The organism is Loigolactobacillus binensis, assembly GCF_005405165.1.
GTDB lineage: Bacteria > Bacillota > Bacilli > Lactobacillales > Lactobacillaceae > Loigolactobacillus > Loigolactobacillus binensis.
In genome coordinates, this window is the sequence record NZ_BJDN01000027.1 from 19,059 (window position 1) to 34,840 (window position 15,782).

The 15,782-nt window shown below is 47.1% G+C and carries 12 protein-coding genes, 1 pseudogene and 1 other annotated feature; of the genes and pseudogenes, 8 read left to right on the plus strand and 5 right to left on the minus strand.

All coding sequences use genetic code 11. The features are described 5' to 3' along the window. The first annotated feature begins 76 nt into the window (after nt 1-76). On the plus strand, nt 77-2,785 hold the full coding sequence (locus tag FFM78_RS11285; protein ID WP_137638525.1) for an HAD-IC family P-type ATPase: 2,709 nt from the start codon (nt 77-79) through the stop codon (nt 2,783-2,785). Nucleotides 2,786-2,891: 106 nt separating this feature from the next. Continuing rightward, nucleotides 2,892-3,111, plus strand: a binding site (T-box leader). A gap of 184 nt (nt 3,112-3,295) precedes the next feature. Then, nucleotides 3,296-4,624 (plus strand): MFS transporter, encoded by a 1,329-nt coding sequence (locus tag FFM78_RS11290; RefSeq protein WP_137638526.1) that lies wholly within the window; start codon nt 3,296-3,298, stop codon nt 4,622-4,624. On the opposite strand, the pseudogene FFM78_RS11295 reads toward FFM78_RS11290, so the two are convergent. Next, nucleotides 4,621-5,643, minus strand: a pseudogene (locus FFM78_RS11295) (IS30 family transposase); the annotation flags it as partial. The gene FFM78_RS11290 and the pseudogene FFM78_RS11295 sit on opposite strands and share 4 nt — an antisense overlap. After that, the gene (locus tag FFM78_RS11300) at nt 5,565-5,813 is read right to left on the minus strand and encodes a Wzz/FepE/Etk N-terminal domain-containing protein (protein ID WP_137638527.1); all 249 of its coding nucleotides are present in this window, start codon (nt 5,811-5,813) and stop codon (nt 5,565-5,567) included. The gene FFM78_RS11300 and the pseudogene FFM78_RS11295, both read right to left, overlap by 79 nt. 610 nt (nt 5,814-6,423) lie before the next feature. Between FFM78_RS11300 and FFM78_RS11305 the strand changes: the two genes are divergently transcribed. The 6 genes from FFM78_RS11305 to FFM78_RS11330 all read left to right on the plus strand — a co-directional run bounded on the left by FFM78_RS11305 (nt 6,424) and on the right by FFM78_RS11330 (nt 13,442). Beyond that, entirely contained in the window at nt 6,424-7,848 is a 1,425-nt protein-coding gene (locus tag FFM78_RS11305) for a C69 family dipeptidase (RefSeq protein ID WP_137638528.1), read from the plus strand. Nucleotides 7,849-8,155: 307 nt separating this feature from the next. Beyond that, on the plus strand, nt 8,156-9,361 hold the full coding sequence (locus FFM78_RS11310; protein WP_137638529.1) for an acetate/propionate family kinase: 1,206 nt from the start codon (nt 8,156-8,158) through the stop codon (nt 9,359-9,361). 306 nt (nt 9,362-9,667) lie between these two features. Continuing rightward, the gene (locus FFM78_RS11315) at nt 9,668-10,966 is read left to right on the plus strand and encodes an ammonium transporter (protein ID WP_137638530.1); all 1,299 of its coding nucleotides are present in this window, start codon (nt 9,668-9,670) and stop codon (nt 10,964-10,966) included. 111 nt (nt 10,967-11,077) lie between these two features. After that, on the plus strand, nt 11,078-11,458 hold the full coding sequence (gene gloA2, locus FFM78_RS11320; protein WP_137638531.1) for an SMU1112c/YaeR family gloxylase I-like metalloprotein: 381 nt from the start codon (nt 11,078-11,080) through the stop codon (nt 11,456-11,458). A 211-nt stretch (nt 11,459-11,669) separates the two neighbouring features. Further along, on the plus strand, nt 11,670-12,299 hold the full coding sequence (locus tag FFM78_RS11325; RefSeq protein WP_137638532.1) for an LVIS_2131 family protein: 630 nt from the start codon (nt 11,670-11,672) through the stop codon (nt 12,297-12,299). A gap of 162 nt (nt 12,300-12,461) precedes the next feature. Continuing rightward, complete coding sequence (locus FFM78_RS11330) at nt 12,462-13,442, plus strand: ribose-phosphate diphosphokinase (RefSeq protein WP_137638533.1); 981 nt, start codon at nt 12,462-12,464, stop codon at nt 13,440-13,442. Nucleotides 13,443-13,969: 527 nt separating this feature from the next. Here the strand turns inward: FFM78_RS11330 and FFM78_RS14005 are convergent. The 3 genes from FFM78_RS14005 to FFM78_RS11340 form a co-directional block, all read right to left on the minus strand. Further along, nucleotides 13,970-14,182 carry an integrase core domain-containing protein gene (locus FFM78_RS14005; RefSeq protein ID WP_080468098.1) on the minus strand — a complete coding sequence of 71 codons (213 nt, stop codon included), beginning with the start codon at nt 14,180-14,182 and terminating at the stop codon, nt 13,970-13,972. Between the two features lie 91 nt (nt 14,183-14,273). Next, nucleotides 14,274-14,864, minus strand: coding sequence for a hypothetical protein (locus FFM78_RS11335; RefSeq protein ID WP_223877061.1), 591 nt, complete (start codon nt 14,862-14,864; stop codon nt 14,274-14,276). Next, entirely contained in the window at nt 14,861-15,535 is a 675-nt protein-coding gene (locus tag FFM78_RS11340; RefSeq protein WP_010012236.1) for a helix-turn-helix domain-containing protein, read from the minus strand. The genes FFM78_RS11335 and FFM78_RS11340 overlap by 4 nt, the downstream gene beginning before the upstream one ends. Nucleotides 15,536-15,782 lie beyond the last annotated feature (247 nt).

The following is a 15,782-nucleotide window of genomic DNA, read 5'->3' on the forward strand; positions in this document are numbered from 1 at the left end:
AGGTAATAATTCTTTTGTTAACATTTGGGCCTATGCTATACTAATAGGACTAAAGAGACGGAGGATGATGTATTTCATGGAAAAACAACCAATTGTGCCACCTGATGCGAAGCCTGGACCGGCGCCGTTATTCACGCAAGCCGAAGGGCAGGTGCTAACGACCTTGCACAGCGACTTGGAGCGCGGGCTCAGTCCGCAAACTGCGACGCAGCGCCTGAATCAGCACGGCCCCAACGAATTAATGGCGCAAGTCACGCCTAAATGGGTGATGTTTTTGCGTCAATTTAATAACGTGATCATCTATATTTTGCTATTTGCCGCGGCGTTGACCTTGCTGCTCCAGCATTATTCGGATTCGATCGTTATTGGCTTGGTCGTGATCATCAATGCACTGATTGGTTATTTTCAAGAAGTCAATGCCAGCAACGCGCTGGATAAAATCAAGTCGCTACTATCCACGGAGGCAACGGTGATCCGTGCCGGTCAGCGCACTGATATTCCTGCCCGCCAATTGGTGATCGGGGACATCGTTTATTTAGAGGCTGGTGACAATGTACCCGCGGATATGCGGCTTTTAGATGCGGATAATTTACGGATCCAAGAGGCGGCCCTGACCGGTGAAGCCGATTCTGTACTGAAAGATTTTGCGCCGTTAACTGATCCGCTGACGCCGTTGGCCGAGCGCAAAAATATGGCCTATGCAAGTACGGCGGTGACCAACGGTAGCGCCACCGGGATCGTCGTGGCCACTGGTCACGATACTGAATTAGGGCAGATCGCCACGGATGTTAGCAATGTGAAGGCGGCTAAAACCCCGTTAATGAAAGAATTAGATGGTTTAGGTAAGTGGATTTCCTATTTCATTATCGGGATCGCTTTGGCGTTATTTGCCTTTGGATGGTGGATCCACCTTTATGCATTGCCGACTTTGGCTTTAGCCGTGGTCACCATGGTGGTCGGTTCCTTACCAGAAGGATTGCCGGCATCAACTTCAGTGATCTTGGCCATGGGCGTTAATAAAATGGCCAAACACAACGCCATTGTTAAAACACTGCCGGCAGTGGAGACTTTAGGGGCCGTTGACGTGATCGCCACGGATAAAACGGGCACGTTGACTAAAAATGAGATGACGGCTCAGGATATTATTACCCGTGAGCATCATTATCAAGTTACCGGCACTGGTTATGCACCAACCGGGCAGATCACGCTAGCTCAGCAGCCCGTTGCGGTACGCACTGATACCACGTTGACGCAGCTTCTAACCGCTGGTTTTGAGGCCAACGACACGATCTTACAACAGGAGGCTGACCACTGGGTGATCAATGGTGAGCCAACGGACGGCGCCTTTTTGACCCTTTATCATAAAGGATTAGGTGCGGCGGCGCCTGCGGTCACCGAGTTAGATCGGATCCCCTTTGATTCCGATTATCGGTATATTGCGCGGCTGGCCGAACATGCGGACGGACAACACGAGATTTTCATCAAAGGCGCACCGGACAAGTTATACGCAATGGCCGCTGCTGCGGATCCGACGTTTGAGCGAGCTCACTGGGATGCCGTGATCAAAACTTTGACCCAGCAAGGCAAGCGGGTGGTGGCTGTCGGCCATAAACTAGTGAGCGCCGACGTCAATGAAGTGACCCACGCCGTTTTACAGCAGGGGATCGATTTTCTTGGAATCGTGGGGATCATTGATCCACCCCGGGAAGAAGTAATTGCCGCCTTAAAAGAAATGCGGACTGCAGGGGTCAAGGTAAAGATGATCACCGGGGACCATCCAGATACAGCGGCTGCGATCGGCCGCCAACTTGGTTTGGCGGAAGATATTCAGTCGATCACCGGCGCTGAATTAGACCAAATGTCATCGGAAACGTTACGCGCGAACATTAATCGGTATGATGTTTTTGCCCGGACGACACCCAGCAATAAACTGGCGATCATCGCCGCGTACCAGCAAACCGGTAAAGTGACCGCCATGACCGGCGATGGGGTCAATGACGCGCCGGCCTTGAAGAAGGCGGACATTGGCGTGGCCATGGGAATCAAAGGAACCGATGTGGCTAAGGACGCCGCTGATATGATCTTAGTCGATGATAATTTCACGACGATGACCAAAGCGATTCGGGAAGGACGCCGTCTGTATGCCAATATCAAGAAGACGATCGCGTTCTTGTTGCCAACTAGCTTTGCGGAAGGCTTGATCGTTGCTTTTAGTATTTTAATGCAGCAGGCTTTACCGTTAGTGCCCACCCAGTTGTTATGGATCAACATGGTTTCGGCGATCACGATCCAGTTTGCGTTTATTTTTGAGCCAGAAGAACAAGGTATTATGCAGCGGCCACCGCGGAAAACGGGTACGGCGCTACTGAACAAACACGATGTGTTCCAAATGGTTTATGTATCAGTATTGATCGCCGCAATGGGCTTGTGGGCCTTTGATTGGTTAACTGCCAGCGGTGTTTCCCACGTGATCGCCAGTACGATCACGGTCAATATTATTGTGTTAGGTAAGGTGTTCTATTTGTTCAACATCCGCACCCCGCATTTAGCCTTTTCCCGCCATTTCTGGAGTAATCCCATGGCTTTTGGCACGATCGGGTTATTGATGGCCTTACAGCTATTACTGGTTTACCTTCCGTTTATGCAAGGCGTTTTTAAAACCGGTAATATGAGCTGGACACAATGGGGGATCGCCATTGCTGCCGGTTTTGTCACCTTAGTGGTCACCGAATTAGATAAAATTATTCGCATCGGGATTGATCATCTACGTCATTCAGCGATGTAGTAAACGCCTTATTATTTAGGCTAAGCGTCATTTCAGGTCTAAAAGTGGTTTTTGCGACTTGACAATTTTTAAAAAGCAGGTATTATGATAGACAAATGAAAAACAGATTAAAACTTCGATAAGAAAAGTAGATTTATTTTAATTTTAAGCGAGCCACGGGTGGATGTGACGTGGTAATTAAGTTAGATCGAAACTAGCCTTTGAGTGGTGGCTGCGCTGAGTGGTCATTGGGTACGCCCATTATTGCGTCAACGGATGTTGGTCCGTTAAGATTCTGTTTTTGGACAGAATAAATGAAGGTGGTACCGCGCGTTTGCGCCCTTTAAGAGTAATACTCTTAGAGGGCGCTTTTTTATTACCGAAGGAAAAGTAAGGAGTTGAGGATGTCTGGGGCAGCCTGAATCACTGCCCCCAATCAAGCAGGTCATTTTACCAGCAGTCCGAGCACAATTAGTGGCGTGAGCCGCGTCGCTACCAAGGTCAAGTTAAAAAATTAGGAGGCAATTACAGATGGAACAAACAGCTAGTTTAAAACAACGTTTAGATTTAACGCGCGAAACGCCCTTATTTTACCGCGTATTCGCAATGATCGCGGCGGGGATGATCCTCGATGCCGGCGATGTTTATATGGCCAGCGCGATCAACAGTACCTTGATCCAAACGCATTTTGCCACTTTATTTCAGGGATCGCTTTTTCTATCCGCCGGCTTTCTTGGCCTATTTGTAGGCTCGATCGCGGCTGGCTTTATCGGTGATTTCTTTGGCCGTAAACGGGCTTACCAAACTAATTTATTGATCTTCGGTGTGTTCACGATCCTCGGCGCTTTTGCCCCGACGATCCAGCTGTTGATCGCCGCCCGTTTTTGCGCCGCCATTGGTTTAGGGGCGGAGATCGTGACGGGCTATGCGTTGATCAATGAATTTGCGCCGGTCAAAACCCGTGGCCGCTGGAGTGGGATCACGGCGGTAGTCGCTAATTTAGGCGCACCGGTGACCTTGCTGATCGCTACCATTATGATCCCAAACTTAGGGTGGCGGTCAATGTTTATTTTGATCGGTATTTTGGCCTTGATCTTATGGGTGGCGCGGCGCCATTTTCCAGAATCACCACGGTGGTTACTGGCGCGTGATCGCTGTGCCGAAGCCGAAGCGATCATCACGGAATTAGAAAAAAATGGTAGCTACCAACGCGAAAATCAGGTGGCACCAACGGCTAAAGTGGAAACTAACATCGGCCGCGGTTTGTTCGTGGCGATCGTGGCCGTTTCCGCGGTGATGCTTTGCCAGTACACCTTCACGTCGTGGGTACCGACTTTGTTGGTGAAGCGGGGGATCAATGTGGTCCATTCCTTAGGCTTTTCCACGATCATGATGATCGGCGCTCCCGTTGGCGCGATTATTGGCGCCGCCTTAGTCGATCGGATTGGCCGTAAGAAAGTGATCGCACCAACGTTTGTGATCACCGCCTTTTTAGGATTATTGTACGCGCACCAGGATGCTACCACTGGCGTTTTGATCGTCGGCTTCCTGTTGACCACCGGCTTTTACGTTTTGATGGCCGCGGTGGTCGGTGTCTACATGTCCGAACTTTTTCCGACGTATTTCCGTTTCCGCGGTACAGGCTACGCTAACGGCGTCGCCAAATTACTGACCGTGCTGACGCCATATCTAGCGGCGTGGGCCATCAGCCGGGTCAGTCCTAACCTGATTTTTTATTTCATTGCGGCGTTGGCCTTGATCGCCGCCGTCGTGGTCCAATTCTTTGGGCCAGAAACCAAACAAAAAATTACCCGGAATGTCAACTCAAGCGCAACACCATGGAGCCAGACCGTGAGCTAGCTTGCTAGCGCGGCCTCAATAAGCTCGGCGGCGTTAGCGTAGCCGAGTGTCCTGCGATGTTTTTGATTCAGCGTATCTTGAACCTTTGCGATATCATCTTCAGAGAAGCCATGCAGTGATAGGCCTTTAGGGATGTACTCTCGGATCAGGCCGTTCTGGTTCTCATTACTGCCACGTTCCCAAGGCGAGTACGGGTGCGCAAAGTAGATCTGAGCTCCTTGAACCTGGTCCAACAGTTTGAACTCAGAGCCGTTATCGAAAGTGATGGTCTTAAAGTAGCCAGGATGCTGGTCAATGGCGGCTTGAAGCTCTTTTAAGCAGGTGTCTGCGTGGTAGTTGGGAATCTTGACGATGATCTCATAGCGGATTCGCCGTTCGGTCAGGGTCATCAGTGCTGGTTCACTAGCTTGACGCTTGCCTTTAACCAGGTCACCTTCCCAATCACCAAAGGGTTCACGGTTATTAATAGTGTCTGGTCGTTCATCAATCGAAGTACCAGCCAGACGCTTATTTTTACGCGAGTGGTTGTGACGATTGGACTTTACATGGCGCCGCAGCTTGGCTGGCAGGTCGATATTCTTAATGTCTAAGCGGCCTTGATCAATATACCGATAAACGGTCGGCGTTGAAGGGCACGGCTGGTCAGGATGAGTCTGCTTAAAGGCGTGCACGAAACCATCAACACTATCAATCCGTGGTCGCCGCTTAAGCGCTGTTTTAAGCATCTTAAAGAACAGCCAGCAGACCTTTTCTAGTCCGCCAAAACGGCAGTTCTGACGCGCTTTATCATGAATAAGCTGGCTCGTGTCCGCAAAGTATTTGGTGAAAAAGAGATAGTCAGAATTACGTTGTCGAATGGTGCCACGCTTAATTTCACGCGAGATCGTGCTGCGACTGCGATTGGTCAGGCGCGCAATATCAGCCTGAGATTTCCCAGCATTCAAGTACGCTTCAATTTCACCTCTTTCTTCCGGGGTAAGTTGTTGATAATGCTTGGTAGTGCTATGCTTGGATTGGGTTCATTTGTTGTGGAAACGTCTGTTGTTAAAACATCGACAGTACTATCGTATTTAGGTTTAGCGATAAAGAAAGTGAGCAGGATCGATAAACTCAGTGCGATGATGGTGGTGATGCTGATCAGGCGCCAATGACGTTTGAGTAAGGCCAGCAGGGAGTTGAATTCTAACATGGTAAGTCCTCCTTTTAGTTGAATGCTCAGTATGTACTTAACTGATGATTTATCTCATTATATTTATAGTTATTAAAAGTGACAAGTTATATGCAAAAGGAAAAATTCTAAAAAATATAGTCATAAAAATTAAATAAATGATTACTTTTTTACAATTATAATAATGTAATAGTTATGAGAATTGAAGCAATATACTTATTAATGTTTTGTGAATTATTGGTGAAATAACGGTGTTGTAATCGTTAACAACTAAATTTTGCTAAACTTAATTGGCCGATATTTAATTTTGATAATTATTATGCTGATTATCTAAAAATGAATACTGTATAGACTGACTAGGTGAGTGCTGAAAGAAATTGAAACTAATGTTTTGCTTCACAAACTATATTGCCGATCTTCCTATTTAGTTTTGCTGTCGTTTAAGTCGAGCCACTTGGATAATTATTTTTAAGGTATTTATTAATCGGTATGCCAAGCCAGCTACTTTTTGTCAGCCTTCCTTAAAAGCGGTAAAATAAGCAGGAACATAATGTGCGGTGGCCCGGTTATTGATGGGTGGTTTTGCTGAAGTAATCCGATCACCGTAATGACGGATGAAGGAGATAATTAAATGGAACAACATGAAAAGGCGTGCACGTCGATCTTGGTCGGCAAAAACGCTAGCTTAGATGGTTCAACACTGATCGCCCGTAACGACGATACTTTTTTGCCTAACACGCCGCAGCGCTTCTTGGTGCATCCCGCCGTTAAAGGACAGAAAAAGACGTTAACTTCTTATTTAAATGGCTTTAAGGCGGAGCTGCCGGCGGATGCTTACCGCTATCAGGCGGTGCCCAATGTAGATTTGAATAAAGAAGGCGTCTACGACGAAAGCGGCTTTAATGAAAAAAATGTGGCCATGAGCGCCACTGAAAGCACGTACGGCAATGAACGGACTTTAGCCTACGATCCCTTAGTTGTCGATGGGATGGACGAAGATACCATGCAAACTATGGTCTTGCCCTACATTGATTCTGCAGTGGCTGGTGTTAAACGCTTAGGTGCGTTGATCAAAAAATATGGTTCGCCAGCTGGTAATAGTGTACTGTTCAGCGATAAGGCTGATGTTTGGTACATGGAGATCGTTACCGGCCATTTATGGGTCGCCCAGCGGATCCCAGACGATGCTTATGCGATCGCCGCGAATCAGGTTGCGATCCAACAAATCGATTTTAATGATCCGGCTAACTTTATGTGGGCCGACGGTATTCAAGAATTTGTGGCGAGTCACCACCTAAATCCCGATAAAACTGGCTGGAATTTCCGGCATATTTTCGGAACGGATACGGAAAAGGATCGGCACTATAATACACCGCGGGTTTGGTACGGCCAACGTTACTTTAATCCGGAAATTCAGCAGGATCCAGAAAGTTCTGAATTGCCATTTATTTGCCATACAGAACATAAGATCAGTGTTGAGGATATCGAATTTATTCTGGGCTCACACTACAACGAAACACCGTTTGATCCGTTGGGCCACGGCAGTGATGCTGATAAATACCGTTACCGGCCGATCGGCTTGAACCGCACGCAAAATTCCCACGTGTTGCAAATTCGCAATGATGTGCCGGCTGCGCAGGCGGCGATCATGTGGATGGCGTTTGGCTATCCAGCGTTCACACCGTATGTGCCGTTCTATGGTAATGCCAACGACACTGACCCAAGCTACAGCGCGACCCCGCTGAAGTTTGATTTCAAGAGCGCTTACTGGATGTACCGCGCGACTTCCGTTTTGGTGGAAAGTCACCACAGTGAGTTTGTTGAAGCCGATCTTGCTTACGTCAAGGCCGCCCGGGAACAACAACGCCGGCTGATCGCCGCAACCGATGCCGCGGCTGCTAAGCTAAGCGGCGCGGCCGTGACGGATTATTTGACGAAGCAAAATTACGCGATGGTAGCGGAGATGCGTCAGCGGACAATGGCTTTTGTCGGTGACTTGTTTACCGCTGGTTTAGATTTATCTAAGTTGACCTTCAACATGGACAAGAATCTTTAATAGAAACGATTTTTCGCAAATGGAGTTGCGGCATAAGTAATTTATACCCAACTCCTTCTTTATACTTCCGAACAATATAGCCAAAACGTGTGCCATAAGGCAACTTTTTCCGCTTAGCTACGATCGTCAAATAATCCACTACGTGAATTATTCGCCGCTCTAGGCTAATGCTCAAAAGCTGGGCGCCTTATGTCGCACTCTCGTTTTTGAAAGCGCTTGAAAAAAACCGGCAACTCCTTTAGAATTAAGCCTATGGTCTGTGCTTATCTGCAGGCAGAAATAGTGAGATGCGTAGGAGGAAGTTAGTATGGCAAAAGTATTGGCAATCAACGCCGGCAGTTCAACGCTTAAATGGAAGCTGTTTGAAATGCCTGCGGAAACTGTTGTGGCGGAAGGCATGATCGATCGGCTAGGATTAAGCGATTCGGTTTTTAGCGCTAAATATGGTGACGGGCAGAAATTTAAAATGACCCGCGACATCAAAACACATGATCTAGCAGCAACTGTATTATTAGAAGAATTAAAGGATCTCGGCATTATTAGCCGCTTTGAAGAAATCACGGGCATTGGCCATCGTGTTGTGGCCGGTGGTGAAGCGTTCAAGGATTCCGTGGTGATCACGGAGCAAACCTTAGCGCATATCGAAGCGCTGGCCGAATATGCGCCTTTACATAATCCGACCCAGGCCTACTACATTCGTGTTTTCCAGAAGTTATTACCGCGGGTGATCCAAGTGGCGGTATTTGATACGTCATTATTTGCCACTATGCCGCAAGAAAACTATTTATACAGTATTCCTTACGAATATTATCAAAAATATGGGGCACGTAAATATGGGGCGCACGGTACCAGTCACCGTTACGTTTCGCAGCGGGCCGCCGAATTATTAGGCAAGCCACTTAGTGAATTGAAAATGATCACGCTGCATTTAGGCAGTGGTTCTTCGATCACGGCTTTTGATCATGGTCAGGCTGTCGACACCTCGATGGGCTTCACACCGCTGGCTGGGATCACTATGGCAACTCGTGCCGGCGACATTGATGTTTCCTTATTACCTTATTTGATGCGCAAATTACAGATCACGGATATGACAGCGATGATCGACATTTTGAACCATAAATCAGGCCTGCTCGGCTTATCTAAGCTATCGCCGGATCAACGCGACTTGGAACAAGCTGCGCCGACAAATGAATTGGCGCAGCAGGCGTTAGCTATTTTCGTCAACCGCGTGGTTAAATATGTTGGCTCCTACGTGGCAACGATGAATGGCTTAGATGCGTTGGTTTTCACTGCCGGTAGTGGTGAAAACGGCATCGCTTTGCGGGAAAATATTGTTGACCAACTGCATTATTTCGGCGTTAAATTGGACCCTGAACAAAACCACGTTCGTGGCAAAGAACGGATCATTAGTACGGCTGATTCTGCAGTTACGGCACTGCTGGTACCAACTAATGAAGAATTAATGATCGCCCGCGACGCTATGCGTTTAGGGCACAATAATACGGCGCTCTAAAATCGTAGAAATACGGAGTACTGCTCAATGCGAGCAGTACTTTTTTGTTGCAGCTTAGTCACCATAGCTCAAGGCCACCCTTCTAGACCAATTTAAACGTTGGTGTAATCAAACCTAACATCAGCCTGCCGCCGGGTTACGGCTGGCTATGGTGCTATGACGGTATTAACAACGATAAAAGGCCAACATAATAAAAGCGCTTTCACAATAAAAGTTAAAGCTTCCTGATAAAACGGCTTCCAAAAACAGCATTTGATGTTATAATTTCTAACATTAAGTTAATGGTGACTTAGAGGAGGAATTTTAATGAACACGACGAACACGGCTTTTATTTTAATGGCGAGCATTTTGGTCCTGTTTATGACGCCTGGGTTGGCTTTTTTCTATGGTGGTTTAGTGTCGCGGCGGAATGTGGTCAATACGATGTTGTCCGTTTTCTTTATCTGTGGAATCGCAATTTTGTTGTGGGTCGCCATCGGCTACGAAATCTCGTTTAATGGTGATGTAGGCGGCGTTTTTGGCACGGTTCAACACTTCTTCTTAACGCATTTGGATTTGAAAAAAACGATGGCCAATGGGCTGCCAACGGGTGTCTATATGTTGTTCCAAATGATGTTCACGATCATAACGCCAGCTTTGTTCGTTGGTGCAGTTGTCGGGCGGTTGCATTTTAAATTTCTGTTGTGGTTCATTGTGTTGTGGTCAATTTTGATCTATTATCCGATGGTCCACATGGTTTGGAGTGCCCACGGGTTGTTGGCGCAAATCGGGATGATCGATTTTGCCGGTGGGACGGTGGTTCACATTAATGCTGGGATCACGGCCCTGGTGTTATCCGCTTTTCTAGGCCGGCGCAAAAATTATGGTCAAGAACTGCAGCACTATAACTTACCGTGGGTGCTGCTCGGCACCACGATTTTGTGGATCGGTTGGTACGGCTTTAACGCTGGCAGCGCGTTGGCGATGAATGCAGTGGCGTTACAGGCAGCGTTGACGACCACTGTGGCCACGGCGACTTCGATGATCGCCTGGATGGTGCTGGACATTTGGTTGGTGGGCAAACCGACTTTAGTCGGCGTCTGCACAGGCACCTTGTGCGGCCTAGTTGGGATCACGCCTGGTGCTGGGTACGTGACTTTGGCCGGCGCGTTTTGGATCGGTATTTTAGCGGTGGCCGCTAGCTATACGTTTATCACCGTTTTGAAACCGCGCATCGGCGTTGATGATGCGCTGGATGCGTTTGGCTGCCACGGTGTGAGTGGAATCATGGGCAGCGTAGTCACAGGCTTATTTGCCACTAAAACCGTCAACACCACGATTCCTGAAAACGGCTTATTTTATGGCGGCGGCTTCAAGTTATTAGGCGCCCAGTTGCTGGGCACGGTGGCGACGATCGTTTTTGTAGCGGTGGTCTGCTGCGTTGTGATCAGTTTACTGCGCGTGATCGTGCCGATGCGGGTCGATGCCGCTGAAGAAGAATTAGGCTTAGATCAAGGCGAACACGGCGAGAGTGTGGATTATTCGGTTAAAAACGATCAGGACTTCCGCAATTATCAAACTGAATTTAAGGGTCAAATGGCGCGTTTGCAGCAACATCGTAAATAACTATGCTAAAATGAGTTTATATTTGCCGACCGAGATAAGGTTAACGTCACTAAAAAGTGTGCGGCCGTAATTAATTTTTACGCGCCGCTTTTAAAAAAATGAGGGCTCAACATGCAATTAAATCAACTTCACCATATCGCCATTATTTGTTCCGATTACGCGGCTAGTAAGCATTTCTACTGCGATTTATTAGGCTTTACGCCGCTGCATGAAGTTCAGCGCGCTGCTCAAGGTGACGTTAAACTTGATGTGCGCAGCGGTAACGTTCAGCTGGAATTATTTATTAAGCCAACGGCGCCGCAGCGAGTCAGTTATCCGGAAGCGCAGGGCTTGCGTCACCTAGCTTTCCAAGTTGCGAACGTTGCCGCCACTGTTGCTGAATTACAACAACGGGGGATCACTTGTGAACCGTTACGCCACGATACTGAAACCGGCGGCGCCATGACTTTTTTCTTTGATCCGGATGGGCTACCGCTGGAATTACATGAATGAAGCGTGGTGTGAATCAATTTAGCACAAAGCTAGCTGGCTTTTAGATATTTTTTAGTAGTCATTCCCCGTTACTGCCGGTATAATCATAGGTATGACCTCCCTAAAGTTACGTCGTTGCGCACTGGTAAAATTGTGCGGATGTTGTAAACTTAGAGTGGTAGTATGGAAGTTAGAATTCGTTATGGTCGACCATAGCGTAGGGGGGAAAAACGTGGCAGCAGTGAATATACTTGGTATCGTGCTTTGGTTGATCGTGCTGGGCTGCATTTGGTTTACGTTACACAGTATTCGTAGCCGGCGTCTGCGGCGGATCGTCAAGCATGAACAGCAATTTAGCGGTAAAGATTTCACCATATCCACGCTGTTGGTGCTCGTCGCGGTATTATTGCTGGGAACGGCCAGTTATTTAACGTTCTTTCGGGATGTTAATCTGGAAGACACCAAGGCAGTGTCGTTGAAGTATAACTATGAACCGCTGGTCATGACGCAGATCAACGGTAAGTTCTATGACGTGAAGGTGGAAAATGGCAACGGTAAGCAGCCGCTGCAACACTACACTTATTGGGTCAAAGGTGCGCGTTATCAGATCACCAGCGCTAACGCAACCGTTGTCGCTGGACCAAAGCCTGTCGATTTAACCGCTGCAAATTATCCATGGCCACACAAAGAAATTGCGCGGCAGGATAAGAAGTATGAGCAAGCCTTTACCGCTAATTTAACGGCGACATATAAATCAACTTGGCTTAACGGCCTTGGTTTACGTGCTGGGCGGACAGCGACGCATTTTACGATCATTCGGGTGCCTAATTCATCCGTGATTTATTTGAAACCTGCTAAATAGTCATTCAGATACGACTGACCGACGTTTCGTTGCCGGTGAGTCGTATTTATTTGACTAAATCAAGCGCGCTTGATTTAGTTGGAAACGCCAAAAGCGCTTGCTTTTAGTGTATAAAATGCTACTATTTTCTTGATAGATAATTCCTAAAAACGGAGGATTCGCATGGAAGAACATAATTTAGACCCGCAGTTGCGATTGATCGCGCTTAATGCTAACCGACCACTGGCGGAAAAAATTGCCCAAGCGACTGGGGTGCAACTCGCCAAAACAGCCGTTAAACAATTTAGTGATGGTGAGATTCAGATCAATCTTGAAGAAAGTATTCGGGGCGACGAAGTGTTCGTGATCCAGTCGATTTCTGATCCGATCAATCAAAGTTTGATGGAATTGATGATCATGATCGATGCTTTGCGGCGGGCCAGCGCTAAGTTCATCAATGTTGTGATTCCGTATTATGGCTATTCCCGGCAGGACCGCAAAGCGCGGGCGCGGGAGCCCATTACGGCTAAGTTGATCGCTAATTTATTGGAAATGGACGGCGCCACGCGGGTGATCGCTTTGGATTTACATGCTGCTCAGATACAAGGTTTCTTCGATATTCCGGTGGATCATTTACAGGCGGCACCTTTGCTGGCTAATTATTTTAAAACCAACGGCTTAACCGATGTGGTGGTCGTTTCGCCGGATCATAGCAGTGTGGCGCGCGCACGGCAAATGGCAACCTTATTAGGCGGCGTGCCAATCGCGATCATCGACCGGCGGCAAGCCGCTGATCGTACTGGTGAACATCTAAGTATTATTGGTGATGTGGCCGGTAAAAAGACGATCGTAGTCGATGACATGATCGACACCGGCCACCGGATCATCAGCTCGGCCGAAGCCTTGAAACATGCTGGCGCAACCGAGGTCTACGCCACTGGTACCCATGCTGTGTTCTCGGATAACGCCACTGCCAAGTTACAAGCTTCGGCAGTGCAACAAGTGGTTGTCACTGACTCGATCACAATCCCAGCCGCGAAACAATTTCCTAAGCTGGCGGTCGTTTCCGTTGGCGAATTGATCGGCCAAGCGATTAAGTTGATCCACGATGATCAACCAATTGATGAGTTATTCCACACGATTGTTGATAAAAACGAAGATTGATCGGTTGCCAGAATGTTGTTCCAAAGAATTTTACTGGCCCCAGCGCTGCGTTTTCGACGCTGCCGTGAGGTCGGTATTTCAGTCAGCAGGATTGGCAACCTAAAAAGTAAAAGCTCCTAAAGTTGGCTTTGAAGTCCAATTTTAGGGGCTTTTACTTATGGCTAGCGCGCGTTTTTAATGTTGATGAGCGTTTGCTTATTTTAAATAAATTTCACAAGCGTGAACCTGCTGACATTAATGATCTAAAATGGCGTGGTAACATTTAGGAGTTCTAATACGATTTTAATCATAATGGAACCGTTTTATTTTTCTGCGTTTATTTTGCGAAAAAGGGTTGACACTTTGTGAAAAATAATATAAATTCAAAGTATTGGCAGAAATAATTGTTTTTATTCACATTAGGTTTAAATCTTTATTGACATAAAGTAACCTGATTTATTCACAAAGATATGCAAAATACCCATCAAACACATTGCACTAGGCCCTGTCAAGTTGACAAATGAAATAATATAAAGTTGAATCTGTTTCTAAGCGGCTTCACTCCAGTATTCATCTGGGGTGAGGCCGTTTCTTTGTGCTGAGCGATTGTGGTGATTGAAATATTCGATTCCTTCCTCAACCAGTCTCACAAGCTCTTCGCAAGTCTTTGCTAGTGGATGGCGAGCCATCCACCGTAACTTGAATTCGTTCCACCAGCGCTCCATTGGTGCATTGTCGTATGGTGTTCCTGGTCGAGACATGCTACGTGTGACGTTGTAACGACCAAGAAAGTTGTTGAAGGCACCAGAGGTGTAGGCTGATCCTCGATCAGTGTGAACCAATGGGTGGACGTCACCCAGAAGCCTCAAAGGCTCGTTGGAAAACCTCGATTTCTGCTGCTGATGTTTCAGTAGCGCTCAAATTGTAGGACAACAAACGTCGGCCGTAGAGATCAAGGACGCCACTCAAGCGCACCTTATACTTATTATTTACGCCGTAAGTCAGTTCCGTCGAATCGGATAACCAGACCTGATTAGGACTGTCGACGTCGAAGTTCTGATTGAGCACATTGTCTTGAATGTGCTGTTCGTTCTCCTTATGTCGACTGTGCTTCTTGACCCGAATTTGACATGTCAAGCCAAGCTCCCGCATCACACGACGTACCATCTTGAAAGTAACGGGGAAGTCAATTAGTTCATCATGTTGAAGATTCACTAAAAGATTCCCAGCACCGATACCTTGATGATGAAAATCAAACCAGTATTGTGTCCGTTCCTTGAGCTGACGATTACGGGTTTCCCAAGCAGTTTCTTCTCGATTTAACCCTTTGTAGTAAGCCTGCCGGCTTACACCGACAACGGCCAACAGCGTAGATACTGCACCGCGCTTGCCTTGACTGACCTCATTAATTGCGAAGTAAGACAGTCGATGTTGTTTACTCACCCCCTGCGCTGGAGTTCCAGCAATTTTTTTGCGAATGCCTCCACAAGCTCTTTGTCTGCGAGCTGTGCTTTGAGCTGCCTGATTTCAAGATTGGCTTTATCGAGTTCAGTCAGTTCAGCTTGTTCTTTGTGATGGCCACGGTTGTCCACGAGTGCCTCATAGCCGCCGTGTTCGGCCTTGATCACCCATGAACGTGCTTGTTGATAAGAGACTTGGAAGTGTTCAGCGGCCTCTGTGTATGAATGCTTCAGCTTGGTGACATACTCGACAATTTCAATGCGTTCTTCCAAGGTTGTTTTACGACTCATAGTGGGAACCTGCTTTCTGGACGGCGACGCCGTCAAAGGTTTATCCCCATTATACTTGTTCACCCAGTCTACGACTTGCTGCGATCCACGAAGTCCAAACTTATTTGCAAGTTCATCAAAGGTGCCTTCACCTATAAGATATGCGTGGACTACTTTAAGTTTGAGTTCTTTCGAATAGTGTTTGTTTTTCTTAGCCTCCTTTAGACCATTAATTCCATCACGGGAGTATCGATCTCGCCAACGTTCTAGCGTCTTGTGATCAATGCCATGACGATTGGCCACCGGCCGTAGTCCAGTTTTTGATTGGGTAAGTTCCTTTAAGATTGCTAATTTTTCGAGTACCGTATGTTTAGATCTGGGCATACAAAAATCCCTCCATAGTTGTTAGATGAATTATTGTATTTCATCTGACAACCATAAAGGGATTATCGCAGCTCTGGTATAGTTAAATTGCTAAACAAAACCACATGAGAGAAGAGGACTCTATATTGAAAACTTTACAGGAAATGGCATTAAATTTCAACAAAAACATTTTAGTATCGCATACGGGTGGTCAATTATCTTCCGATGGCGGGCTAACATTGTGTGTAGAGCTGATGGCAAAATTCCA